Source organism: Streptomyces sp. NPDC000983, from assembly GCF_040299205.1.
GTDB lineage: Bacteria > Actinomycetota > Actinomycetes > Streptomycetales > Streptomycetaceae > Streptomyces.
On the sequence record NZ_JBEPBM010000010.1, the window covers coordinates 64254 to 88759 of the forward strand.

Sequence of the window (24506 nt, forward strand, 5' to 3'; positions counted from 1 at the left end):
ATCAGGGACTTGGCTGCACATGGAGTACGCCACAGGCCCCCCGATACCGCGCTCAGCGCCGTATGATCGAGGGAGACCGCCCGGCATGACGGGTCGGCCGCTGGGGAATGCAGACTTCAGCGGGCCGGGACCTCATGGCGGATCCCGGTTGCCAATTGGCGTAGAGGGGCGGGTTTCACGGGGGCGATTCCCTGCCTATCCTGAAGGGACCCCCCGGGTCGCCCCGGCGACTGCACGATGAGGAGGACTCCGTGCCGCTCTCGGAGCACGAGCAGCGCATGCTCGAGCAGATGGAGCGAGCGCTGTACGCCGAAGATCCCAAGTTCGCGACAGCGCTTGAGGGAAGCGGGCTGCGCACGTACACCCGTCGACGGGTGTACCAGGCGGTGGCCGGCTTCCTCGTGGGTATCGCGCTCCTCATGGCTGGAATGGTCGCCAAGCAGGTCTGGCTCAGCGTGGTGGGATTCCTCGTCATGCTCGGCTGTGCGGTACTCGCCGTGACCGGTTGGCGCAAGGCCCCCAAGCCGGGCGAACAGCCCGCCGCGGGTGGTCAGCAGGCCGGCCGTCAGGGTCGTACGAAGCGCTCCATGATGGACCGGATCGAGCAGCGCTGGCAGCGGCGCCGCGACGAGCAGGGTCAGTAGCGCAACCGCAACAGCTCCACACTTACGTGAGGGGGCGACCACCGTGAGGTGGTCGCCCCCTCACGCACGCCTTCCACCGGCCGGGCGATCGCCGACGCGGGGCGCCGTACGCGGCAGGGGCCCGGGCGGTGTCACCCGCCCGGGCCCCTGCCGTCCGTCCGCTCTCAGCCCTGTTGCCGGGACGGCCTGCGCAACGCCGGCCGGGCCGCAAAGAGCCGTGCCTTGACCCCGGTCCACCAGTCCGAGACCGCCCAGACCACACGAACGGTCGAACGCGGCATGAACACCGCTCGAAGCCGGGTGCCCCGGCTGAGCGAGGCCCGCAGCGCGGCGACCACGGTGCGGACGTCCTGGGCGAGGCCCGCCGTCGGGCGCGGAGTCGGGGCGTAGAGCACCTGCTCCACGGCGTCGGCCACCCTGTGCACCGCGGCCGCGGCCTCCGGGTCCAGATGGCCGAGCCGGACGATCCGGGCCGCCGCCTTGCGCGGGGTCTGCGACTCGTCCGGCGCGATCCCGAAGTCCCACGCCGTGTCGGTCAGCTCCTGCCAGACCGCCAGGGTGTGCGGTGCCGCCTCCGCCTCGCTCCGGCCGTGCGCACCGAGCCGGACGGCCCGGGTGCGCAGCCGCCACAGCAGCGGCGCCAGCGGGAGCAGCAGCACCGCCAGTCCGGCCAGGGACCAGGCCAGCAGGGCGTACCACTTCGGTCCGTCACCGCCCGCGGCCAGGGCCGCCTGCGGGGACTCGCTCGCGCACAGCTCCGGATTGCCCGCCGCGCAGCTCTGGCTCTGCGAGGGCGCGGCGCTCGGCGCCTCGCTCTCCCGCTGGGTCGGCCGTGCCACGTCCGGCAGTGCCTCGCCCGACACGTCCGGCTGCGTGTACGTGGGCACCGAGCCCCGGGTCGGGGTCGGCTCGAAGCGGGTCCAGCCGGCGCCCTCGAAGTACAGCTCGGGCCAGGCGTGGGCATCCCTCAGCCCCACCGACACCGACTTGTCGCCCTGCGGGGTGCCCGGCGCGAAGCCGACCGCCACCCGGGCGGGTATGCCCAGCGAGCGCGCCATCGCCGCCATCGAGAAGGAGAAGTGGACGCAGAAGCCCTGCTTGTCCCGCAGGAACCTGACGATCGCCGAGGAGCCGCTGCCGACCTGGACGTCGGTGTCGTACTGGAAGCCGCCGCTGACGGCGAACCACTCCTGGAGCGCGACCGCCTGCTCGTAGGGGTTGTCCGTGCCCGCGGTGACCTCCCGCGCGGTGCGGGCGACCTCCTCCGGCAGTGACGACGGCAGCTCGGTGAACTCGCGGAGGATCGCGGCCGAGGGCGCCGGGGCGTCGGCCAGCTGCTCCGCCGTCGGCTGTACGTCCAGGCTCTCCACCGTGTACGTCATGCCCCGGGTGTTCTGGCCGTGGTCGCCGACGAGGGTCATGCCGAGCGGTTCGTAGCGCCAGTTGCCCCGGATGTCGACGCCGCTAGGCGGGTAGGGCATCGGCAGCCAGTCCTGGGCGTACCAGTTCGCCGCCGAGATCCTGGTCCTGACCTCCGTGCGCTTGATGTCGGGGCTCAGGCCGATGGGGGTGGGGAACTCGTCCGGCACCGAGGTGATGTTCCGCTTGGACGGCTTCCAGGTGGTGCCGTCGAAGTCGTCCAGGGACACGATCCGCAGATACATGTCGGACAGGTCGTCGGTGGTGGTGCGCAGGGAGAGGACCTGGCGGTCCTCGTCCACGTTCAGGCTGTCGCGCAGGGACACCAGCGGGTTCACCGCGGAGATCGTGCCGCCGCCCCCGGACCCGGAGCCCACTCCGGTGCCGGCGCCGTCCAGCAGGCCGCCGTTCATCGCGGGCAGCCCGATCGGCACCACCAGGGCGATGCCCAGCGCGACCACACCGATCCGCCGCCCGCTGCGCACCGGCGCCACCGCCCCGGTGTTCTCCGCGCCCGGGACGCGTGGCGCGGCGCCGAAGACCCGGCCCCACTGCGAGAGCCGGTCGCGGCCCTCGGCCAGCAGCAGCATCAGATAGCCGGCCGCCGCGACCAGGAACCACACCCAGTCCCCGGCGCCGTCGGAGAGTCCCGCGGCGACCGAGTACAGGGCGAGCAGCGGCAGTCCGGCGGGGGCCGCGCTGCGGAAGGTCACCGCGAGGGTGTCCACCGCGAGCCCGATCACCAGCACGCCGCCGACGAGCAGCAGCCGGATGCCCTCCGACAGCGGCGCCGGGATGGCGTAGCGCCCGACGTCCTCGGTGCCCGTCTGGAGCAGGTCGCCGAAGCGCGCGACGGCCTCGGGGCCCGGCACCAGGCCGAAGAGGGCCTGGTCGCGGGTGAAGAGCAGGGTCAGCAGCATCAGCGTGACCAGGGCCTGCGCGGTGACGGTCAGCGCCCGGGCCAGCGGGATCCGGCGGGCCGCCATGCCGACGCCGGTCTGCACGGCCAGCAGCAGCAGCGCCTGGAAGAGCCAGCTCGGCTGGTCGACCAGGGGCAGCAGGGCGCAGGACGCGGCCAGGGTCGCCACCGCGGCGCTCAGCGCCAGTCGTGCCCGCCCGTTCATGACCGTCCCTCCCCGCCGCCCGCCGTGACGACGCCCGCGCGGTCGCGGTCCGCCCGGCGCCACAGCTCCTCCAGCGAGGCGCCCCGCGGAACGCCCACCGCCGTCCAGCCGGCCTCGCGCAGCATCCGCAGCCGCTCCTCGCTCTCGTCCGACGCCCCGCCCGGTTCCCGCACCCAGGTCCCGCTGTCCAGCACGAAGGCGAGGGCGCCCCCGCTGCGCTGGCGCATCCTGGCGGCCACCGCGGTCTGCTCCTCGTCGAGGTCGCCGAAGAACGCCACCAGCAGCCCCTCGTTGCCCCCGCGCAGGACGTCGTAGGCCAGGGACAGGCCGGTGCCGTCGGAGTGGTCGATCACCGCGAGGGTGTCCATCATCAGCCCGGCCGCGTCCGCCGACTCCTGGTTGGCGCCGGCGAACCCGTCGGCGCCCTCCCCGGGCACCGAGCTGCCGGTGTCGGTCAGCAGCCGCACCGAGAAGCCCCGCTCCAGCATGTGCACCAGCACCGAGGCGGCCCCCGACACCGCCCACTCGAAGGCCGAGTCCGGGCCGGCGCCCTCGAAGGCCGGGCCCCGGGTGTCCAGCAGCACCGTGCAGCGGGCCCGCTGCGGCTGCTCCTCGCGGCGCACCATCAGCTCGCCGTAGCGGGCCGTGGAGCGCCAGTGCACCCGGCGCAGGTCGTCCCCGTGGCGGTAGCCGCGCGGGATCACGTCGTCCTCGCCGGCCAGCGCCAGCGAGCGCTGGCGTCCGTCGCCGTACCCCTTGGCCTCGCCGCTGAGGCGGACCGGGGGCAGCGGCTCCACGCGCGGGATCACCGTCAGGGTGTCGTGGGCGGAGAAGGAGCGGGTCAGCTCGCACATGCCGAAGGGGTCGCTCAGCCGCAGCTGGAGCGGGCCCAGCGGGTAGCGGCCGCGCAGGTCGGAGCGGACCCGGTAGGACACCTCGCGGCGGCCGCCCGCCTCCACCCGGTCCAGGACGAAGCGGGGGCGCGGGCCGAGCACGTAGGGCACCCGGTCCTGGAGCATCAGCAGCCCGGTGGGCAGCCGCGAGACGTTGTCCATCCGCAGATGGACCCGGGCCTCGCTGCCGGCCGGCACGCGCGCGGGGGAGAGCCGGCGGCTGCCGGCCACCCGGTAGCGGGTGCGGTAGAGCACGGTCGCGCAGACCAGCGGCAGCACCGCGAGCAGCAGCCCGACCCGCAGCAGGTCGCTCTGCCCGAGGACGTACGCGCAGATCGCGGCCGCCACCCCGGCGGCCAGGAAGGAGCGTCCCCGGGTGGTCAGACCGGACAGCGCGGTCCGCAGGCCGCCCTGCTCCCCCCGGTCGGCCTCCGCCTGCCCCGTCCCCCCGGTGCTCATCACAGCCTCCGCGGCGGCTGCTGGGGATAGGCCGGGGCGCCGCGGCCGAGGCCGTTCTGCCGGTCGGCCGAGGGCACCGGGGTGCGCTGCAGGATCTCCTGCACGACCTGCTCCGAGGTGCGGCGGTTGAGCTGGGCCTGGGCGGTGGGCAGCAGCCGGTGGGCGAGGACGGCCACGGCGAGCGCCTGCACGTCGTCCGGCAGGGCGTACTCCCGGCCGCTCAGCGCGGCGGACGCCTTCGCCGCGCGCAGCAGGTGCAGCGTCGCGCGCGGGGAGGCGCCGAGTCTGAGGTCGGGGTGGTTGCGGGTGGCGGCGACCAGGTCCACGGCGTAGCGGCGGACCGGCTCGGCGACGTGGACCCCGCGGACGGCGTCGACCAGTTTCACGATGTCGTGCGCGTGGGCCACCGGCTGGAGGTCGTCCAGGGGGTTGACCCCGCCGTGGATGTCCAGCATCTGCAGCTCGGCCTCCGGGCTGGGGTAGCCGATGGAGACGCGGGCCATGAAGCGGTCGCGCTGGGCCTCGGGCAGCGGGTAGGTGCCCTCCATCTCGACCGGGTTCTGGGTGGCCACCACCATGAAGGGGCTGGGCAGCTCGTAGCTCTGCCCGTCGATGGTGACCTGGCGCTCCTCCATGGACTCCAGCAGCGCGGACTGGGTCTTGGGCGAGGCGCGGTTGATCTCGTCGCCGATCACGATCTGGGCGAAGATCGCGCCCGGTTTGAACTCGAAGTCCCGGCTCTGCTGGTCCCAGATGGACACCCCGGTGATGTCCGAGGGCAGCAGGTCGGGAGTGAACTGGATTCGCCGCACCGAGCAGTCGATCGACCGTGCCAGCGCCTTGGCCAGCATCGTCTTGCCCACGCCGGGGACATCCTCGATCAGAAGATGCCCCTCGGCGAGCAGCACGGTCAGCGAGAGCCGTACGACCTCGGGCTTGCCCTCGATCACTCCCTCCACCGAACTGCGGACACGCTCCACAGTGGCGGTCAGATCAGTGAGGCTCGCTCGATCGTCATAGGTCGTCACCCGGCCCTCCTCGGCCCGTTCTTTCCGGGCCGACGCTCTGCGTTGCGGACCGGCCCACCCCGAAACACGGACACCACACAGGGAATGTTCCGTGTGACGTCACACCCGCATTCTTGCTGCCGTTACCGTTTCGTGTCACTCGCCTGTGGACAACTGCCTGCGATATGTCAGGTTTTACTGGCTTTTGGGCAGTCCAGAGGCGGAAATCAACAGCGAAACGACAGCTTCGACGGGAGGTTACGCGGGGTCGATCTCGCGCAGCAGGCCCGTCTTCACGTCGAAGACGAAGCCCCGGACGTCGTCGGTGCTCACCAGGAACGGCGAGGTCCGCACGCGCTGCATGGACTGCCGGACGTCCTGGTCGACGTCCCGGAAGGACTCCACCGCCCAGGAGGGGCGCTGGCCGACCTCCATCTCCAGGTCGTGCCGGAACTCCTCGGTGAGGGACTCCAGACCGCAGCCGGTGTGGTGGATCAGCGCCACGCTGCGGGTGCCGAGCGCGCGCTGGCTGATGGTGAGGGAGCGGATCACGTCGTCGGTGACCACGCCGCCCGCGTTGCGGATGGTGTGGCAGTCGCCGAGCTCCAGGCCGAGCGCGGCGTGCAGGTCGAGGCGGGCGTCCATACAGGCCACCACCGCCACGCGGAGCACGGGACGGGCGTCCATGCCGGGGTCGGTGAACGCGGCGGCGTACTGACCGTTCGCCTCGACGAGACGGTCGGTGACCGTGCCGCCATCGGCCAGCGCGCCCTGGGGACCTGTGGGAACCGATGCAGAAGTCGTCATACCTATGACGGTACTGGTCACCCATGGTCCCGTCCCGCTGTGAGAGGGGACAAAGAACGTCATTGAGCTCTGTTGTGAGCTAACCCACAAGGGTGGTGCGAGTGCCCCTGTAGGAGTGAATTCGCCCGTCGAACGGCTTCGTTCCGACCCCGGGGCGCGACGCGCAGGCCGGTTGATTGACCGCGAGACACGGTGGACTAAAGTGACGCGAAGCGGGAGGCGAGCCCTCCCCGCTGGACTGAACTTCCCGTAGGACCCGGCGCGCCCGCCGGGGATCTCCCCACGTGCGCGGCGCGTACGTACGGCTCGGCCTCCTCCCGCTCCCGGCCGGCTGACGCTCCCCGGCGCCGGCAGGCCCCCCTCCACCGGGGAAGGGCGGGGACCCGGCGGTGCGTACCGCCCGCCGGACCTGAGAGGGCCCCTTGAGCCAGAGTCGACACGTCCCGGTGATGCTCCAGCGGTGCCTGGACATGTTGGCCCCCGCCCTCCAGGCCCCCGGCGCGCTCGTCGTCGACTGCACCCTCGGGCTCGGCGGCCACAGCGAGGCCCTCCTCCAGCAGTTCCCCGAGGCCCGGCTCGTCGCCCTGGACCGGGACAAGGAGGCCCTGCGCCTGTCCGGAGAGCGGCTCGCCCCCTACGGCGACCGCGCCACCCTGGTGCACGCCGTCTACGACGAACTGCCCGAGGTGCTGGACCGGCTCGGCATCGCGCGCGTGCAGGGCGTCCTGTTCGACCTCGGGGTCTCCTCCATGCAGCTCGACGAGGCCGACCGGGGCTTCGCCTACGCCCAGGACGCCCCCCTGGACATGCGCATGGACCAGACGACCGGCATCAGCGCCGCCGAGGTCCTCAACACCTACCCCGCGGGCGAACTCGTGCGGATCCTGCGCGCCTACGGCGAGGAGAAGCAGGCCAAGCGGATCGTCTCCGCCGTGGTGCGCGAGCGCGAGAAGGAGCCGTTCACCAACAGCGCGCGGCTGGTGGAGCTGATCCGGGACGCGCTGCCGCAGGCCGCCAAGCGCACCGGCGGCAACCCCGCCAAGCGCACCTTCCAGGCGCTGCGCATCGAGGTCAACGGCGAGCTGTCCGTGCTGGAGCGGGCGATCCCCGGCGCCGTACAGGTCCTCGGGGTGGGCGGACGCATCGCCGTGCTGTCGTACCACTCGCTGGAGGACCGGCTGGTCAAGCAGGTGTTCGCGGCCGGCGCCGCCACCACCGCGCCGCCCGGCCTGCCGGTCGTCCCCGAGCAGTACCAGCCCCGGCTCAAGCTGCTCACGCGCGGTGCCGAACTTCCCACCGAGGAAGAGGTCGCCGAGAACCGGCGCGCGGCACCGGCCCGGCTGCGCGGCGCCGAACGCATCAGGGAGTCCGTCCAATGAGCCAGGTGAGCCGTGCTCCCGGGAGGCCCAGTGAGTAGGGGACCCGAACTGAAGGGGAGGGCGGCCCGGCTCGCGCGGCTCTTCCCGGCCGGCCGGGCCCAGGCCGCCCGCACCCCCTTCGTCCTGCTCGTCGTGCTGCTGCTCGGCGGCGGTCTGATCGGGCTGCTGGTGCTGAACTCCGCCCTGAGCGAGGGCGCGTTCCGGCTCGACGACCTCCAGCGCGAGACCAAGAGCCTCACCGACGAGGAACAAGGGCTCCAGCGGGACGTCGACGCCTACTCCGCCCCCGACGCCCTCCAGCGCCGGGCCCGCGAACTCGGCATGGTGCCCGGCGGCGACCCCGCCTTCCTCGACCCCGACGGCAGGGTCAAGGGCGTCCCCTCGCCCGCCCCCGCCGCGGCCCGGCAGACCGGGGTGAAACCGCTGGTCCTGGCCCCCGAGGCGTTCACCACCCCGCCCCCGACCCCCACGACCCCCGGCAGGTGACGGAAGAGTGGCCGACTCAGGCAAACAACCGCCGCGCCGCCGGGTCCCCGGCCCCGCACGGCCCGACCGCCCCGCGAACCGGCGCACCCCCGGCCCCGGAGCACGCCCCGCCCGCCGGCCGACCCCGCCGAGGCCGGCCGCCCCGCAGGCGCTCCGCCTCGGCAGCCCCCGCCCCCGGCTGCGCATGGTGGGCCTGGCGCTGACGCTGGTCCTGATCGCCTTCACCGTACGGCTGCTCCAGGTCCAGGCCGTCGACGCGAGCACCTACGCGGCGAAGGCCGAGAGGAACCGCTACGTCGGCTACACCCTCGCCGCCGAGCGGGGCGGGATCACCGACCGCAACGGCGTCGCCCTGGCCGCCAGCGTGGACGCCTACGACATCACCGCCGACCCCACGATGTTCACGCGCAAGGCCCTCAAGACCGCCGACGGCCCGGAACAGGCCGCCGCCCTGCTCGCCCCGATCCTCGGCCAGGACCAGGCAGTCCTCACCAAGAAGCTCAGGGCCAAGGGCCAGTACGTGCTCCTCTCGCGCCGCCAGACCCCGCAGGTCTGGAAGCAGATCAAGGACCTCAAGAGCACCCTCGCCACCCAGACCGAGACCGACCCGGGCAGCCCCAACGTCCTCGCGGGCGTCTTCTCGGTGGCCAGCAGCAAACGCGTGTACCCCAACGGCGACCTCGCCGCCGGGATACTGGGCTGGGTCAACTACGACGGCAAGGGCGGCGGCGGGATCGAGAGCCAGCTGGAGGAGGAACTGGCCGGCGAGGACGGCAAGATCCGCTACGCCCAGTCCGGCGGCCGCCAGGTCCCCACCGCGGGCTCCACCGAGACCCCCGCCGTGCCCGGCAGCGACGTCGAGCTCACCATCGACCGCGACATCCAGTGGGCCGCGCAGAACGCCATCAGCGACCAGGTGCGCGAGTCCGAGGCCGACCGCGGCTATGTGATCGTCCAGGACACCAGGACCGGCGAGATCCTCGCCATGGCCAACTCGCCCGGCTTCGACCCCAACGACCTCTCCGAGGCCGACGCCTCCACCCTGCACAACTGGAGCCTGGAGGACGCCTACGAGCCCGGCTCCACGGCCAAGGTGATGTCGATGGCCGCCGTACTGGAGGAGGGCGTGGCCGCCCCCGACACCCATGTCGTCGTCCCCAACCGGCTGCACCGCGGCGACCGGCTCTTCCGGGACGACATCGACCACCCCACCTGGTACCTCACGCTCAACGGGGTGCTCGCCAAGTCCAGCAACATCGGCACCATCCTGGCCACCGGACAGCTCGGCAAGACGCAGCGGGAGTCCAACAAGGTCCTCTACTCCTACCTGCGCAAGTTCGGCCTCGGCAGCCACACCGGCCTCGGCTTCCCCGGCGAGACCAAGGGCATCCTCGCCCCGCCGGACCAGTGGTCGACCTCCCAGCAGTACACGATCCCTTTCGGCCAGGGCGTCTCCATCAACGCGGTGCAGGCCGCCTCGGTCTACTCGACGATCGCCAACGGCGGCGTCCGGATCGAGCCCACCCTGGTGCGCGGTACCCAGGGCGCCGACGGGCGGTTCACCCCCGCCCCGAAGCCCGAGAAGTCCAGGGTCGTCAGCGCGAAGACGGCGAAGACCCTCGCCAGGATGCTGGAGTCGGTCGTCGACGACAGGGAGGGCACCGGCACCAAGGCGCGCATCCCCGGCTACCGGGTCGCGGGCAAGACGGGTACGGCCAACCGCGTGGATCCGGCCACCGGCAAGTACCGCGGCTACACCTCCTCGTTCGCCGGATTCGCCCCCGCCGACCAGCCCCGGATCACCGTCTACTGCGCCATCCAGAACGCCACCGAGGGCAGCTACTTCGGCGGCCAGATCTGCGGGCCCGTCTACAAGAAGGTCATGGAGTTCGCACTGAAGACCCTCCAGGTACCGCCGACCGGGGCCCCGGCCGCCAAGCTCCCGGTCACCTTCACGCCCTGACCAGTACCGAGCAGCCAGGAACCACCTCGTGACAACGAACACCCCCGACCCCGGGAACCACTCGACGCCCGCCGCCTCGCTTCGCTCCGAGGCGGGTGGGCCCGGTACGCTCACCGCCGTGCCACACGCTGATCAGTCCCGAACCACCCAGAAGGGCGCACCCGTGACATATCCCGGGCCGCCCAGGCCGGTCCAGGTCTCCGCCACATCCCTCGCGGAGCTCGCCGGACAACTGGGTGCCGCGCGGCCGGACCAGGACGCGGAGGTCACGGGCATCACCCACGACTCGCGCGCCGTCCGCCCCGGCGACCTGTACGCCGCCCTGCCGGGAGCCCGGCTGCACGGCGCCGACTTCGTCACCCAGGCCGCCGGCCTCGGCGCGGTCGCCGTGCTCACCGACCCCACCGGCGCCGCACGCGCCACCGCCACGGGCCTGCCCGTGCTGGTGGTGGACGATCCGCGCGGGCGGATGGGCGAACTGGCGGCCACGATCTACGGCCACCCCGGCCGCGACCTGCTCCAGATCGGCATCACCGGCACCTCCGGCAAGACCACCACCGCCTATCTCGTCGAGGGCGGACTCAGGACCGTCCGCTCGACGGGACTGATCGGCACGGTCGAGATGCGCATCGGCGACGAGCGCATCAAGTCCGAACGCACCACCCCCGAGGCCACCGACCTCCAGGCCCTGTTCGCCGTCATGCGCGAGCGCGGGGTCGACGCGGTCGCCATGGAGGTCTCCAGTCACGCCCTGGTCCTCGGCCGGGTCGACGGCTGCGTCTTCGACATCGCCGTCTTCAACAACCTCAGCCCGGAACACATGGAGTTCCACTCCGACATGGAGGACTACTTCCGGGCCAAGGCGCAGCTGTTCACGCCCGAGCGCAGCCGGCTCGGGGTGGTCAACCTCGACGACGAGTACGGCCGCCGGCTCGCCAAGGAGGCCACGGTCCCCGTGGTCACCTTCTCCGCCGAAGGACACCCGGACGCCGACTGGCGTGCCGAGGACGTCCGGGTCGGGCCCATGGACTCGACGTTCACCGCGGTCGGCCCGAAGGGCGAGCGGATCGAGGCCCGTTCACCGCTGGCCGGCCCCTTCAACGTCGCCAACACCCTCGCCTCCGTCGCCGCCCTGGCCGTCGCGGGCCTCGACCCGCAGGCCGCCGCCGACGGCGTCGCCGCCGTTCCCGGGGTGCCGGGCCGGCTGGAGCGGGTGGACGCGGGCCAGCCCTACCTCGCGGTCGTCGACTACGCCCACAAGACCGACGCCGTCGAATCGGTGCTGCGCGCCCTGCGCAAGGTCACCGAGGGCAGCCTGCACATCGTGCTCGGCTGCGGCGGCGACCGGGACACCACCAAGCGCGGCCCGATGGGCGCCGCCGCGGCCCGGCTCGCCGACACGGCCGTACTGACCTCCGACAACCCCCGCTCCGAGGACCCCCTCGCGATCCTCGCGGCGATGCTCCAGGGCGCGGCCTCGGTGCCCCAGCACGAGCGCGGCGAGGTCCAGGTCTTCGAGGACCGGGCCGCCGCCATCGCCGCCGCCGTCGCCCGGGCCCGGCCCGGGGACACCGTGCTGGTCGCCGGCAAGGGCCACGAGCAGGGCCAGGACATCGCCGGGGTGGTCCGTCCCTTCGACGACCGCCAGGTGCTTCGCGAAGCTATCCAGAAGACCCAGGGATGAACTTGTGATCGCCCTCTCCCTCGCCGAGATCGCAGCAGTCGTCGGCGGGCAGACGTACGACATACCGGATCCGTCGGCGCAGGTCACCGGACCCGTCGTCCGGGACTCCCGCGAGGTGGTGCCGGGCAGCCTGTTCGTCGCCTTCGTCGGCGAGCGGGTCGACGGCCACGACTACGCGGCGGCGGTCGTCGAGGCGGGCGCGGCGGCCGTGCTGGCCTCCCGGCCCGTCGGCGTGCCCGCGATCGTCGTGGACGACGTCCAGACCGCGCTCGGCGCCCTCGCCCGGCACGTCGTCGGACGGCTCGGCACGACCCTGGTGGCGCTCACCGGGTCCGCGGGCAAGACCAGCACCAAGGACCTGATCGCCCAGGTGCTCCGGCGCAAGGCGCCGACGGTGTTCACGCCCGGCTCGCTCAACAACGAGATCGGGCTGCCGCTCACCGCGCTGAGCGCCACCGAGGAGACGAGGTTCCTCGTCCTGGAGATGGGCGCCCGCGGCATCGGCCACATCCGCTACCTCACCGGGCTCACGCCGCCGAAGGTCGGCCTGGTGCTCAACGTCGGCACCGCCCACATCGGCGAGTTCGGCGGCCGTGAGCAGATCGCCGAGGCCAAGGGCGAACTCGTCGAGGCCCTCCCCGAGGACGGCGCCGCGATCCTCAACGCGGACGACCCGCTGGTACGGGCCATGGCCTCCCGGACGAAGGCGAAGGTGCTCCTTTTCGGAGAGTCCGGCGAAGCGGACGTACGTGCCGAGAACGTGCGACTCACGGACAGCGGACAGCCTTCCTTCATGCTTCACACACCCTCCGGTGCAAGCGAAGTGACCATGCGCCTGTACGGTGAGCACCACGTGTCGAACGCGCTCGCCGCGGCCGCCGTCGCCCACCAGCTGGGCATGTCCGCGGAAGAGATCGCCACCGCCCTCTCCGAGGCGGGCTCCCTCTCCCGCTGGCGGATGGAGGTCACCGAGCGCCCGGACGGCGTGACGGTCGTCAACGACGCCTACAACGCGAACCCCGAGTCCATGCGAGCCGCCCTGCGCGCGCTCGCGGCGATGGGCAAGGGACGTCGTACGTGGGCGGTGCTCGGCAAGATGGCCGAGCTCGGGGACGAGGCGCTCGCCGAGCACGACGCGGTCGGACGGCTCGCCGTCCGGCTCAATGTCGGCAAGCTCGTCGCGGTCGGGGGCAGGGAAGCGTCCTGGCTGCAACTGGGCGCATATAACGAGGGTTCGTGGGGTGAGGAGTCGGTGCACGTGTCCGACGCACAGGCGGCGGTCGACCTGTTGCGCAGCGAGTTGCGCCCGGGGGATGTCGTACTCGTGAAGGCGTCCCGTTCGGTCGGCCTCGAGAGCGTGGCGCAGGCGCTCGTCGAGACCGGTGCCGAGGGTGAGGTTGCCGCCCGATGATGAACCAGATCCTCTTCGCGGGCGTCATTGGCCTCTTCCTCACCCTGATCGGCACCCCGCTGCTGATCAAGCTGCTCGCCCGCAAGGGCTACGGCCAGTACATCCGGGACGACGGCCCGCGCGAGCACGCCAGCAAGCGCGGCACGCCGACCATGGGCGGCATCGCCTTCATCCTGGCCACGGTCGCCGCGTACTTCCTGTCGAAGATCATCACGGGCAAGCCGCCGACCTACTCCGGCATCCTGGTGCTGGGCCTGATGATCGGCATGGGCCTGGTCGGCTTCCTCGACGACTACATCAAGATCGTCAAGCGGCGCTCGCTCGGTCTGCGGGCCAAGGCCAAGATGGCGGGCCAGCTGATCGTCGGTATCGCCTTCGCGGTGCTCTCGCTGCAGTTCGCCGACGCCCGCGGCAACACCCCGGCCTCCACCAAGCTGTCGTTCATCACCGACTTCGGCTGGTCCATCGGCCCGGTGCTGTTCGTGCTCTGGGCGCTCTTCATGATCCTGGCCATGTCCAACGGCGTGAACCTCACGGACGGTCTGGACGGCCTCGCCACCGGCGCCTCGGTCCTCGTCTTCGGCGCCTACACCTTCATCGGCGTCTGGCAGTTCCAGGAGTCCTGCGCCAACGCGGGCACCCTGACCAACCCCGGCGCCTGCTACGAGGTCCGCGACCCGCTCGACCTCGCGGTCGTCGCCTCCGCGCTGATGGGCGCCTGCCTCGGCTTCCTGTGGTGGAACACGTCGCCGGCCAAGATCTTCATGGGTGACACCGGCTCGCTCGCCCTCGGCGGCGTCCTGACCGGTCTGGCCATCCTCTCCCGCACGGAGCTGCTCGTCGCCATCATGGGCGGCCTGTTCGTCCTGATCACCATGTCGGTGGTCATCCAGGTCGGCTCCTTCCGGCTCACCGGAAAGCGCGTCTTCCGAATGGCGCCGCTCCAGCACCACTTCGAACTCAAGGGCTGGTCCGAGGTGCTCGTGGTGGTCCGCTTCTGGATCATCCAGGGCATCTGCGTGATCGTCGGCCTCGGTCTCTTCTACGCGGGATGGGCAGCGGACAAGTGACGCACTGGCAGGGCAAGCACGTCACCGTCGCCGGGCTCGGCGTCTCCGGTATCCCCGCGGCCAAGGTGCTGCACGGCCTGGGCGCCCGGGTCACCGTCGTCAACGACGGCGACGACGCCCGCGCCCGCGCGCAGGCCGCGGAACTGGAGGCGCTGGGCGTCACCGTGCGGCTCGGGGACGGCGCGACCCTGCCGGAGGGCACCGAACTCGTCGTCACCGCGCCCGGCTGGAAGCCCGACAAGCCGCTCTTCGAGGCGGCCCGCGCGGCCGGCCTGGAGATCTGGGGCGACGTCGAACTGGCCTGGCGGCTGCGCGGCCCCGACGCCGCGCCCTGGCTCGCGGTCACCGGCACCAACGGCAAGACCACCACGGTCCAGATGCTCACCTCCATCCTGACCGCGGCCGGACTGCGCACCGCCGCCGTCGGCAACATCGGCGTCTCCCTGCTCGACGCGGTCCTCGGCGACGAGGAGTACGACGTCCTCGCCGTCGAACTCTCCAGCTACCAGCTGCACTGGGCGCCCTCGCTGCGCGCCCACTCCGCGGCCGTCCTCAACCTCGCCCCCGACCACCTCGACTGGCACGGCTCCATGGAGGCGTACGCCGCCGACAAGGGCCGCGTCTACGAGGGCAATCGGGTCGCCTGCGTCTACAACGCCGCGGACAAGGCGACCGAGGACCTGGTGCGCGAGGCCGACGTGGAGGAGGGCTGCCGCGCCGTCGGCTTCACCCTCGGCACCCCGGGGCCCTCCCAACTCGGCGTCGTCGAGGGCATCCTGGTCGACCGCGCCTTCGTGGAGAACCGGCACAAGAACGCCCAGGAGCTGGCCGAGGTCTGCGACGTCAACCCGCCGGCCCCGCACAACATCGCCAACGCCCTTGCCGCCGCCGCCCTGGCGCGCGCCTTCGGCGTGCCCGCCAGGGCCGTCCGCGACGGCCTGCGCGCCTTCACCCCGGACGCCCACCGCATCGCCCACGTCGCGGACGTGGCCGGGGTCGCGTACGTGGACGACTCCAAGGCCACCAACACCCATGCCGCGGAAGCCTCGTTGGCGGCCTACGAGTCGATCGTGTGGATCGCCGGCGGGCTGGCCAAGGGAGCCACCTTCGACGAGATCGTCGCCAAGTCGGCCGCCCGGCTCCGCGGTGTCGTCCTCATCGGCGCCGACCGGGCGCTGATCCGCGAAGCCCTCACGCGACACGCCCCGGAAGTACCCGTCGTGGACCTTGACCGGACCGACACTGGGGCGATGCTCGCGGCTGTCCAGGAGGCCCAGCGGCTCGCGACCGCAGGCGACACGGTGCTGCTGGCCCCGGCCTGTGCCTCGATGGACATGTTCGCCAACTACAACAAGCGCGGTGACGCGTTCGCGGAGGCCGTCCGCGAACTCGGTGCCGACGCCTGACGGCGGGTCTCGGCCACCACGGCAGCGCCTGGGGTGCCCGGGGACCCCAGGAGGACGGGGTGACTCGGATGGGGCGCGGGTTCGGCGGATGCGTACGAGGAGCCGGTGATGTCCAGTAGCCGTACGGGCCGCCCTCCGGTCCAGCGGGCCGTCCGGCGGCCCGCCGCCCCGGGACCGCGGCGCCAGAACCCCCTCCAGCGGCTCCACACCCGTGCCAGGAAGGCCTGGGACCGGCCGCTGACCGCCTACTACCTGATCCTCGGCGGCAGCCTGCTGATCACCGTGCTGGGGCTGGTGATGGTCTACTCGGCCTCCCAGATCAAGGCGCTGCAGATGTCGCTGCCCGGCTCGTACTTCTTCCGCAAGCAACTGCTGGCCGCGGCCCTGGGCGCCGGACTGCTCCTCGCCGCCTCGCGGATGCCGGTCAAGCTGCACCGCGCGCTCGCCTACCCGATCCTGGCGGGCGCCGTCTTCCTGATGGCGCTGGTGCAGGTGCCGGGGATAGGGATGTCGGTCAACGGCAACCAGAACTGGATCTCCGTCGGCGGCCCCTTCCAGCTCCAGCCCAGCGAGTTCGGCAAGCTCGCCCTGGTGCTGTGGGGCGCCGACCTGCTCGCCCGCAAACAGGACAAGAAGCTGCTGGCCCAGTGGAAGCACATGCTGGTGCCGCTCGTCCCGGTCGCCTTCATGCTGCTCGGCCTGATCATGCTCGGCGGCGACATGGGTACGGCGATCATCCTCACCGCGATCCTGTTCGGCCTGCTGTGGCTGGCGGGCGCCCCGACGCGGCTCTTCGTGGGCGTGCTGTCGATCGCCGCCCTGATCGGGCTGCTGCTCATCAAGACCAGCCCCAACCGGATGGCACGCCTGCAGTGCATCGGCGCCACCGACCCCGGCCCGGGGGACAGTTGCTGGCAGGCGGTGCACGGCATCTACGCCCTCGCGTCCGGGGGGATCTTCGGCTCCGGGCTCGGCGCGAGTGTGGAGAAATGGGGACAACTGCCCGAAGCCCACACCGACTTCATCTTCGCCGTCACCGGTGAGGAACTGGGCCTGGCGGGGACGCTGTCGGTACTCGCCCTGTTCGCGGCTCTAGGCTATGCGGGTATCCGCGTGGCCGGACGTACGGAGGACCCGTTCGTGAGGTATGCCGCGGGAGGTGTGACCACCTGGGTCACCGCTCAGGCGGTGATCAACATCGGTGCGGTGCTCGGCCTGCTGCCGATCGCCGGCGTCCCCCTCCCGCTGTTCTCCTACGGTGGGTCCGCCCTGCTGCCGACCATGTTCGCCATCGGGTTGCTGATCGCCTTCGCGCGCGAGGAACCCGGTGCGCGGGCGGCGCTTGCGATGCGGCAACCTCGCTTTGGTAGAAAGCGGGGTGCCGGGGGTCCACAGGGGCCGCGGAGATGGAACACGATGCGACGGCGCGCCTCGGTGGCGCGTCCGTCCGGAGAGCGGTGAATTTCGGTGCATGTCGTACTTGCCGGCGGAGGAACCGCGGGCCACATCGAGCCCGCGCTCGCCCTCGCGGACGCCCTGCGCAGGCAGGACCCGACCGTGGGGATCACGGCCCTGGGCACGGAGCGCGGCCTGGAGACCCAGCTCGTCCCGCAGCGCGGCTACGAACTGGCGCTGATCCCGGCCGTCCCGCTGCCGCGCAAGCCGACCCCCGAACTGATCACCGTGCCGGGCCGGCTGCGCGGCACGATCAAGGCGGCCGAGCAGATCCTGGAGCGCACCAAGGCGGACGCGGTCGTCGGCTTCGGCGGCTATGTGGCCCTGCCCGGCTACCTCGCCGCCAAGCGCCTCGGTGTGCCGATCGTGATCCACGAGGCCAACGCCCGGCCCGGGCTGGCCAACAAGATCGGCTCGCGGTACGCGGCCCGGGTCGCCGTCTCCACCCCGGACAGCAAGCTGCGCGACGCCCGTTACATCGGCATCCCGCTGCGCCGCTCCATCGCCACCCTGGACCGGGCGGCCGTACGCCCCGAGGCGCGCGCGCTGTTCGGCCTCGACCCCAACCTGCCGACCCTGCTGGTCTCCGGCGGTTCCCAGGGCGCCCGGCGCCTGAACGAGGTCGTCCAGCAGGTCGCGCCCTGGCTCCAGCAGGCCGGGATCCAGATCCTGCACGCGGTCGGCCCGAAGAACGAACTGCCGCAGGTGCACCAGATGCCGGGAATGCCCCCGTACATCCCGGTAAGTTACCTGGACCGGATGGACCTCGCGTACGCCGCGGCCGACATGATGCTCTGCCGCGCGGGCGCGATGACCGTCGCCGAACTCTCCGCCGTCGGACTCCCGGCCGCCTACGTCCCGCTGCCCATCGGCAACGGCGAACAGCGGCTGAACGCCCAGCCGGTGGTCAAGGCCGGCGGCGGTCTGCTGGTCGACGACGCGGAGCTCACCCCCGAGTGGGTGCAGCACAACGTCCTGCCCGTGCTCGCCGACCCGCACCGGCTGTACGAGATGTCCCGCGCCGCCGGCGAGTTCGGCCGCCGGGACGCCGACGAACTGCTCGTCGGCATGGTGTACGAGGCGATCGCCTCGAACCGACGCTAGGGCCGTACGACGGAGGGCAGGCAGTGTGATCGGATCGACGACCGCCGAGCGCGGTGAACGTCAGCGGGAGTCGTCCGGTCCGCCGCCTGCCCGGCGTATGCGGCCCCCACGGCTCCGTATGATCATCATCCTGGCGGTCGCCCTCGTTCTCCTCGGGGCTGGCGGCGTCTGGGCGTTGTACGGCTCCAACTGGCTGCGGGTGGAGCGCGTGACGGTCTCCGGCACCCGGGTGCTGACCCCCGCGCAGGTCCGCGAGGCCGCCGACGTGCCGGTCGGATCGCCGCTGGCCTCCGTCGACACCGACGCCATCGAGGCGCGTCTGAAGCGGGAACTGCCGCGTGTGGACGGCGTGGACGTCAGCCGTTCCTGGCCCCACGGCATCGGCCTGAAGGTCACCGAGCGAAAGCCCGTCCTGGTGGTGCGAAAGGGTGCGAACTTCACCGAAGTGGACAGAAAAGGCGTCCGGTTCGCGACGGTTTCCGATGCCCCGAAGGGCATCCCCGAACTCGAACTGGCGACGGAGTCGTCCGGTTCGGCCGCCGCGAGCCTGCGCCGCTTCGGTGAGGACCGCCTGGTGCGCGAGGCGGTCCGGGTGGCCGGCACCCTCCCGGCCCGCGTCGCCAAGGACACCAGGACCGTCAAGGTCCTTTCCTACGACGCCGTCTCGCTGGAGCTGACCGGCGGCCGGACCGTCGACTGGGGCAGCTCCGAGGAGGGCGGGGCGAAGGGTCGCACACTCGTCGCCCTGATGAAAGCTTCGCCGGACGCGCGTCACTTCGACGTGAGTGTTCCCACCGCCCCTGCGTCATCGGCGAGTTGACGCGCATCAGTGCAGGCCAGCACCCTGGTTGGGCACCGCTACGGCTGATCACATAGGGTGAAAAGAAAAACGGGAGGTTCGGCGTGTTCGTTGAACGCGCGCCACTTGTCGACTTAGTGTCCTGTTCAGAAGACTTCAAGGAACGGACACACTGGTAACCCTAAACTTCAGCGTTAGGGTTCGGGTCGGCGATACGGACCGTCCCAATTCGGCATCAGTCGGCGGATCTCGGAGCCACAGCGCTTCTCCGGTCCGGCGACACGTAACTCGAGGCGAGAGGCCTTCGACGTGGCAGCACCGCAGAACTACCTCGCAGTCATCAAAGTCATCGGTGTCGGCGGCGGTGGTGTCAATGCCATCAACCGGATGATCGAGGTCGGTCTCAAGGGTGTCGAGTTCATCGCCATCAACACGGACGCCCAGGCGCTGTTGATGAGCGACGCCGATGTCAAGCTCGATGTCGGTCGTGAACTCACCCGCGGACTCGGCGCCGGAGCCAACCCGGCCGTCGGCCGCAAGGCCGCCGAGGACCACCGCGAGGAGATCGAGGAGGTCCTCAAGGGGGCCGACATGGTCTTCGTGACGGCCGGTGAAGGCGGCGGCACCGGCACCGGCGGCGCGCCCGTCGTGGCCAACATCGCCCGCTCGCTCGGCGCCCTGACCATCGGCGTGGTCACGCGCCCGTTCACCTTCGAGGGCCGGCGCCGCGCGAACCAGGCCGAGGACGGCATCGCCGAGCTCCGCGAAGAGGTCGACACCCTCATCGTGATCCCCAACGACCGGCTGCTGTCCATCTCGGACCGCCAGGTCTCGGTGCTCGACGCGTTCAAGTCGGCCGACCAGGTCCTGCTCTCCGGTGTCCAGGGCATCACCGACCTCATCACCACCCCGGGTCTGATCAACCTCGACTTCGCCGACGTCAAGTCGGTCATGTCCGAGGCCGGCTCGGCCCTGATGGGCATCGGCTCGGCCCGCGGCGACGACCGCGCGGTGGCCGCGGCCGAGATGGCGATCTCCTCGCCGCTGCTGGAGGCGTCCATCGACGGCGCCCGCGGTGTGCTGCTCTCCATCTCCGGCGGCTCCGACCTCGGTCTGTTCGAGATCAACGAGGCCGCCCAGCTGGTCAGCGAGGCCGCCCACCCCGAGGCCAACATCATCTTCGGCGCGGTCATCGACGACGCCCTCGGCGACGAGGTCCGGGTCACCGTGATCGCGGCCGGTTTCGACGGCGGCCAGCCGCCGGCCAAGCGGGACAACATCCTCGGCTCGTCCTCGGCCAAGCGCGAGGAGCCCGCCCCGGTGCGGCAGCCCGAGAGCCGCCCGTCCTTCGGCTCGCTCGGCAGCGTCACGCCGAAGGAGGAGCCGGCGCCCGCCCCCGAGCCCGCCGCCGACCTCCCGGTCGCCCCGCCGGTCCCGCCGTCCCGGTCCTACTCGGACAGCGCGGCCGAGGAGCTGGACGTGCCGGACTTCCTGAAGTGATAGGACAGCGCGACACCGTGAGCGGCGCGCACTTCGCCTTCACCGACAGGTGGGGCGGGGTGAGCGCCGTTCCGTACGAGGAGCTCAACCTCGGCGGCGCGGTCGGTGACGACGCCGACGCCGTACGGACCAACCGGGAGCTGGCGGCCAAGTCGCTCGGTCTCGACCCGGGCCGGGTGGTCTGGATGAACCAGGTGCACGGCAACGACATCGCGGTCGTCGACCGGCCCTGGGGGGAGCGCCCGGTGCCGGAGGTCGACGCGGTCGTCACCGCCGAGCGGGGTCTGGCCCTCGCCGTCCTCACCGCGGACTGCACACCCGTACTGCTCGCCGACCCCGTCGCCGGTGTCGTCGCCGCCGCGCACGCCGGGCGGCCCGGCATGATCGCCGGGGTGGTCCCGGCCGCCGTCCGCGCCATGACGGAACTGGGCGCCGACCCGGCCCGGATCGTCGCCCGCACCGGACCCGCCGTCTGCGGCCGGTGCTACGAGGTGCCGGCGGAGATGCGCGCCGAGGTGGCCGCGCTCGAACCGGCGGCACACGCCGAGACCAGCTGGGGGACGCCGTCGGTCGACGTGACCGCCGGGGTGCACGCCCAGCTCGACCGGCTCGGGGTGCGCGACCGGGAGCGGTCGCCGGTGTGCACCCGCGAATCGGGGGACCACTTCTCGTACCGCCGCGACCGGACCACGGGCCGGCTCGCCGGCTATGTCTGGCTGGACTGATGGGGCATGACAGAACGTAAGGCCGAACTCGCCGCGAATCTGGCGAAAGTGGAGGAACGCATCGCCACCGCGTGCGCGGCCGCGGGCCGCAAGCGCGAGGAGGTGACCCTCGTCGTGGTCACCAAGACCTACCCCGCGAGCGATGTGCGGATCCTGTCCGAGCTCGGTGTGCGCCACGTCGCCGAGAACAAGGACCAGGACGCGGCGCCGAAAGCGGCCGAATGCTCGGATCTGCCCCTTACTTGGCACTTCGTCGGCCAGTTGCAGACCAACAAGGCGCGCTCCGTGGTCGGTTATGCCGGATTCGTGCAGTCCGTCGACCGCTCCAAGCTGGTGACGGCGCTGTCGAAGGAGGCCGGGCGGACCGGGCGCGAGGTGGGGTGCCTGATCCAGGTCGCCCTCGACGCCGGTGAGCGCGAGCGGGGTGAGCGGGGCGGGGTGGCTCCGGGCGGCGTCGAGGAGTTGGGCGATCTCGTCGCCGCGGCTCCGGGACTCCGGCTCGCCGGACTGATGACGGTCGCACCCTTGACCGGAGAGTACGCGGGACGTGAACTGGCGGCGTTCGAGCGGTTGATGGATTTGTCGACCCACCTGCGGCGAACCCATCCGGCTGCGAACATGGTCTCGGCAGGGATGAGTGCGGACCTCGAACAGGCCGTGGCGGCGGGAGCGACACATGTACGCGTCGGCACTGCGGTACTCGGAGTCCGCCCGAGGCTCGGGTAACGTCGCCAGGAAGTCGGACCACAGCAGAAAATATGGTCATTACCGCTGAATAGCGGGTGTGACGACTCGTGGATCGCGGGCACTTGGTAGTCGTCAGCCGATCCACCACAGAGCGGAGGACTCAGAGCATGGCCGGCGCGATGCGCAAGATGGCGGTCTACCTCGGCCTCGTGGAGGACGATGGGTACGACGGCCGCGGTTTTGATCCCGACGACGACTTCGAACCCGAACTCGATCCCGAACCCGAGCGGGATCACCGGCCGCACGAGCGGTCTCACCTGTCCCACGGTGCACATCAGTCACAAAGGGACGAATCGGTAAGAGTGGTGCAGCCGTCGCCCCCGCGGGAGCCGGTGCCCCACGCCGCTTCGCTCGCCGCGGAATCCGGTCGTCCGGCGCGCATCGCGCCCGTGGCGTCCATCACACAAGAACGTCAGAGCCTGGAGAAGAACGCACCGGTGATCATGCCCAAGGTCGTGTCGGAACGAGAGCCGTACCGGATCACCACGCTTCACCCGCGGACCTACAACGAGGCCCGTACCATCGGGGAACACTTCCGTGAGGGCACCCCGGTGATCATGAACCTGACTGAGATGGATGACACAGACGCGAAGCGACTTGTCGACTTTGCTGCCGGTTTGGTGTTTGGTCTTCACGGCAGCATCGAGCGGGTGACGCAGAAGGTGTTCCTGTTGTCGCCTGCTAACGTCGATGTCACGGCGGAGGACAAGGCCCGCATCGCAGAGGGCGGGTTCTTCAATCAGAGCTGAGACGCACAACCGGAAAAAGCAGTACAAGAGCAAGTCAACGAAGTAACGCAGTACCGCAGCAGCGCGGAACAGGGGAGAGGGAAGCAAGGGGCATGAGCGTGGTCCTGGATGTCGTCTATATCGCGCTGATGTGCTTCCTCATCGTGCTGATCTTCCGGTTGGTCATGGACTATGTCTTCCAGTTCGCCCGCTCGTGGCAACCCGGCAAGGCGATGGTGGTCGTTCTGGAGGCCACTTACACTGTCACTGATCCACCGCTCAAGCTTCTGCGGCGGTTCATTCCGCCGCTGCGTCTCGGGGGCGTGGCGCTCGACCTGTCCTTCTTCGTACTGATGATCATCGTCTACATCCTGATCTCGATCGTGAGCCGGCTGTGAGCGATGTGAACTACCGTCTTGCCGAATGCCGACGACTACGTTGAGGTGAAGAGATGCCGTTGACCCCCGAGGACGTGCGGAACAAGCAGTTCACGACCGTCCGCCTCCGAGAAGGCTATGACGAGGACGAGGTCGATGCCTTCCTCGACGAGGTCGAAGCCGAGCTGACCCGCCTGCTCCGCGAGAACGAGGACCTGCGCGCCAAACTGGCCGCGGCCACGCGCGCCGCCGCGCAGAACCAGCAGAACATGCGCAAGCCTCCGGAGCAGTCCCAGGACGGCCCGCAGGGTATGCCCCAGCAGGGTATGCCTCCGCAGGGCATGCCCCAGCAGGGTATGCCTCAGCAGGGTATGCCCCCGCAGGGTATGCGTGGCCCCGGCGCTCCGGTGCCCGCCGGCATATCGGGCCCGCCGCAGCAGCAGATGGGTGGCCCCATGGGTGGCCCGCCCCAGCTGCCGAGCGGTGCCCCGCAGCTGCCCGCCGGTCCCGGTGGTCAGGGCGGTCCCCAGGGGCCCGGCCCGATGGGCCAGGGTCCGATGGGCCAGGGTCCCGGTCCGATGGGCCAGCCCCCGATGCAGCAGATGGGCGGTCCGATGGGCGGCCCCATGGGTGGTCCCATGGGCGGTCCGATGGGCGGCCCCGGTCAGGGCCCCGGCGGCGACAGTGCCGCCCGTGTCCTCTCGCTGGCCCAGCAGACCGCCGACCAGGCGATCGCCGAGGCCCGCTCCGAAGCCAACAAGATCGTCGGCGAGGCGCGTTCGCGTGCCGAGGGTCTGGAGCGCGACGCCCGGGCCAAGGCCGACGCCCTTGAGCGGGACGCGCAGGAGAAGCACCGCGTCGCGATGGGCTCCCTGGAGTCAGCTCGCGCCACGCTGGAGCGCAAGGTCGAGGACCTGCGCGGCTTCGAGCGCGAGTACCGGACGCGGCTGAAGTCCTACCTGGAGTCGCAGCTGCGTCAGCTGGAGACCCAGGCCGACGACTCGCTCGCTCCGCCGCGTACTCCGGCCGCCGCGTCGCTGCCGCCGTCGCCGGCGCCCTCCATGGCTCCGGCCGGTGCGAGTGCGCCGTCCTACGGTGGGCCGCAGGGGATGGGTGGTCCCGCTCCGGCGGCGCCGTCCTACGGTGCTCAGCAGCAGATGTCGCCGGCCATGACTCAGCCGATGGCGCCGGTTCGGCCCCAGGGGCCGGGTCCGATGGGGCAGGCTCCCTCGCCGATGCGTGGGTTCCTGATCGATGAGGACGACAACTGACGGCCTGTAGTACGCCTTAGGCGTCGGCAGCGTTCAGGGGCGGGCCCC

The 24506-nt window shown here is 71.4% G+C and carries 21 protein-coding genes; 17 read left to right on the forward strand and 4 right to left on the reverse strand.

Annotated elements, in window-relative coordinates:
• Window positions 1-251: 251 nt before the first annotated feature.
• Window positions 252-644 carry an SCO2097 family morphological protein gene (locus ABT296_RS13880; protein WP_351926705.1) on the forward strand — a complete coding sequence of 131 codons (393 nt, stop codon included), beginning with the start codon at window positions 252-254 and terminating at the stop codon, window positions 642-644.
• Window positions 645-808: 164 nt separating this feature from the next.
• Here the strand turns inward: ABT296_RS13880 and ABT296_RS13885 are convergent, their stop codons facing one another.
• From ABT296_RS13885 to ABT296_RS13900, 4 genes are all read right to left on the reverse strand, one after another.
• Complete coding sequence (locus ABT296_RS13885; protein ID WP_351926707.1) at window positions 809-3187, reverse strand: transglutaminase TgpA family protein; 2379 nt, start codon at window positions 3185-3187, stop codon at window positions 809-811.
• A complete protein-coding gene (locus ABT296_RS13890; protein WP_351926709.1) occupies window positions 3184-4539 on the reverse strand; it encodes a DUF58 domain-containing protein in 1356 nt (451 codons plus the stop codon). Before ABT296_RS13890 ends, ABT296_RS13885 begins: the two co-directional genes overlap by 4 nt.
• Window positions 4539-5567 (reverse strand): AAA family ATPase, encoded by a 1029-nt coding sequence (locus ABT296_RS13895; protein ID WP_351926711.1) that lies wholly within the window; start codon window positions 5565-5567, stop codon window positions 4539-4541. The genes ABT296_RS13890 and ABT296_RS13895 overlap by 1 nt, the downstream gene beginning before the upstream one ends.
• 237 nt (window positions 5568-5804) lie before the next feature.
• Window positions 5805-6353: a beta-class carbonic anhydrase gene (locus ABT296_RS13900; protein WP_351926712.1), complete on the reverse strand. Its 549-nt coding sequence runs from the start codon at window positions 6351-6353 to the stop codon at window positions 5805-5807.
• A gap of 422 nt (window positions 6354-6775) precedes the next feature.
• On the opposite strand from ABT296_RS13900, the gene rsmH reads away from it, so the two are divergent.
• From rsmH to ABT296_RS13980, 16 genes are all read left to right on the forward strand, one after another.
• Window positions 6776-7732, forward strand: a complete 957-nt coding sequence (rsmH, locus tag ABT296_RS13905; protein ID WP_351926713.1) for a 16S rRNA (cytosine(1402)-N(4))-methyltransferase RsmH — start codon at window positions 6776-6778, stop codon at window positions 7730-7732.
• A gap of 30 nt (window positions 7733-7762) precedes the next feature.
• Window positions 7763-8218: a cell division protein FtsL gene (ftsL, locus tag ABT296_RS13910; RefSeq protein ID WP_351926715.1), complete on the forward strand. Its 456-nt coding sequence runs from the start codon at window positions 7763-7765 to the stop codon at window positions 8216-8218.
• Between the two features lie 7 nt (window positions 8219-8225).
• Window positions 8226-10181: a peptidoglycan D,D-transpeptidase FtsI family protein gene (locus ABT296_RS13915; RefSeq protein ID WP_351926717.1), complete on the forward strand. Its 1956-nt coding sequence runs from the start codon at window positions 8226-8228 to the stop codon at window positions 10179-10181.
• A gap of 163 nt (window positions 10182-10344) precedes the next feature.
• Entirely contained in the window at window positions 10345-11865 is a 1521-nt protein-coding gene (locus tag ABT296_RS13920; protein WP_351927035.1) for a UDP-N-acetylmuramoyl-L-alanyl-D-glutamate--2,6-diaminopimelate ligase, read from the forward strand.
• A 4-nt stretch (window positions 11866-11869) separates the two neighbouring features.
• Window positions 11870-13276 carry a UDP-N-acetylmuramoyl-tripeptide--D-alanyl-D-alanine ligase gene (locus ABT296_RS13925; RefSeq protein ID WP_351926719.1) on the forward strand — a complete coding sequence of 469 codons (1407 nt, stop codon included), beginning with the start codon at window positions 11870-11872 and terminating at the stop codon, window positions 13274-13276.
• Window positions 13273-14346 (forward strand): phospho-N-acetylmuramoyl-pentapeptide-transferase, encoded by a 1074-nt coding sequence (mraY, locus tag ABT296_RS13930; RefSeq protein ID WP_351926721.1) that lies wholly within the window; start codon window positions 13273-13275, stop codon window positions 14344-14346. The genes ABT296_RS13925 and mraY overlap by 4 nt, the downstream gene beginning before the upstream one ends.
• Complete coding sequence (murD, locus tag ABT296_RS13935) at window positions 14328-15752, forward strand: UDP-N-acetylmuramoyl-L-alanine--D-glutamate ligase (RefSeq protein WP_351926723.1); 1425 nt, start codon at window positions 14328-14330, stop codon at window positions 15750-15752. Before mraY ends, murD begins: the two co-directional genes overlap by 19 nt.
• 108 nt (window positions 15753-15860) lie before the next feature.
• On the forward strand, window positions 15861-17213 hold the full coding sequence (gene ftsW / locus ABT296_RS13940; RefSeq protein ID WP_351926725.1) for a putative lipid II flippase FtsW: 1353 nt from the start codon (window positions 15861-15863) through the stop codon (window positions 17211-17213).
• Window positions 17214-17219: 6 nt separating this feature from the next.
• On the forward strand, window positions 17220-18311 hold the full coding sequence (gene murG / locus ABT296_RS13945) for an undecaprenyldiphospho-muramoylpentapeptide beta-N-acetylglucosaminyltransferase (protein WP_351926727.1): 1092 nt from the start codon (window positions 17220-17222) through the stop codon (window positions 18309-18311).
• Window positions 18312-18336: 25 nt separating this feature from the next.
• Window positions 18337-19131 carry a cell division protein FtsQ/DivIB gene (locus ABT296_RS13950; protein WP_351926729.1) on the forward strand — a complete coding sequence of 265 codons (795 nt, stop codon included), beginning with the start codon at window positions 18337-18339 and terminating at the stop codon, window positions 19129-19131.
• A gap of 288 nt (window positions 19132-19419) precedes the next feature.
• Complete coding sequence (gene ftsZ / locus ABT296_RS13955; RefSeq protein WP_351926731.1) at window positions 19420-20610, forward strand: cell division protein FtsZ; 1191 nt, start codon at window positions 19420-19422, stop codon at window positions 20608-20610.
• Entirely contained in the window at window positions 20607-21335 is a 729-nt protein-coding gene (gene pgeF / locus ABT296_RS13960) for a peptidoglycan editing factor PgeF (protein ID WP_351926734.1), read from the forward strand. The genes ftsZ and pgeF overlap by 4 nt, the downstream gene beginning before the upstream one ends.
• Window positions 21336-21341: 6 nt before the next feature.
• Complete coding sequence (locus ABT296_RS13965) at window positions 21342-22061, forward strand: YggS family pyridoxal phosphate-dependent enzyme (protein ID WP_351926736.1); 720 nt, start codon at window positions 21342-21344, stop codon at window positions 22059-22061.
• A 128-nt stretch (window positions 22062-22189) separates the two neighbouring features.
• Window positions 22190-22831, forward strand: a complete 642-nt coding sequence (gene sepF / locus ABT296_RS13970) for a cell division protein SepF (protein ID WP_351926738.1) — start codon at window positions 22190-22192, stop codon at window positions 22829-22831.
• A gap of 92 nt (window positions 22832-22923) precedes the next feature.
• Window positions 22924-23208 (forward strand): YggT family protein, encoded by a 285-nt coding sequence (locus tag ABT296_RS13975; protein WP_007448661.1) that lies wholly within the window; start codon window positions 22924-22926, stop codon window positions 23206-23208.
• 53 nt (window positions 23209-23261) lie between these two features.
• The gene (locus ABT296_RS13980; RefSeq protein WP_351926740.1) at window positions 23262-24458 is read left to right on the forward strand and encodes a DivIVA domain-containing protein; all 1197 of its coding nucleotides are present in this window, start codon (window positions 23262-23264) and stop codon (window positions 24456-24458) included.
• The last annotated feature ends 48 nt before the right edge of the window (window positions 24459-24506 follow it).

Coding starts and splice junctions, on each gene's coding strand:
- ABT296_RS13885 (WP_351926707.1), bottom strand. CDS start 3,187: ATGAACGGGCGGGCACGACTGGCGCTGAGCGCCGCGGTGGCGACCCTG.
- ABT296_RS13890 (WP_351926709.1), bottom strand. CDS start 4,539: ATGAGCACCGGGGGGACGGGGCAGGCGGAGGCCGACCGGGGGGAGCAG.
- ABT296_RS13900 (WP_351926712.1), bottom strand. CDS start 6,353: ATGACGACTTCTGCATCGGTTCCCACAGGTCCCCAGGGCGCGCTGGCC.
- mraY (WP_351926721.1), top strand. CDS start 13,273: ATGATGAACCAGATCCTCTTCGCGGGCGTCATTGGCCTCTTCCTCACC.
- murD (WP_351926723.1), top strand. CDS start 14,328: ATGGGCAGCGGACAAGTGACGCACTGGCAGGGCAAGCACGTCACCGTC.
- ftsW (WP_351926725.1), top strand. CDS start 15,861: ATGTCCAGTAGCCGTACGGGCCGCCCTCCGGTCCAGCGGGCCGTCCGG.
- ABT296_RS13965 (WP_351926736.1), top strand. CDS start 21,342: ATGACAGAACGTAAGGCCGAACTCGCCGCGAATCTGGCGAAAGTGGAG.
- sepF (WP_351926738.1), top strand. CDS start 22,190: ATGGCCGGCGCGATGCGCAAGATGGCGGTCTACCTCGGCCTCGTGGAG.
- ABT296_RS13975 (WP_007448661.1), top strand. CDS start 22,924: ATGAGCGTGGTCCTGGATGTCGTCTATATCGCGCTGATGTGCTTCCTC.
- ABT296_RS13980 (WP_351926740.1), top strand. CDS start 23,262: ATGCCGTTGACCCCCGAGGACGTGCGGAACAAGCAGTTCACGACCGTC.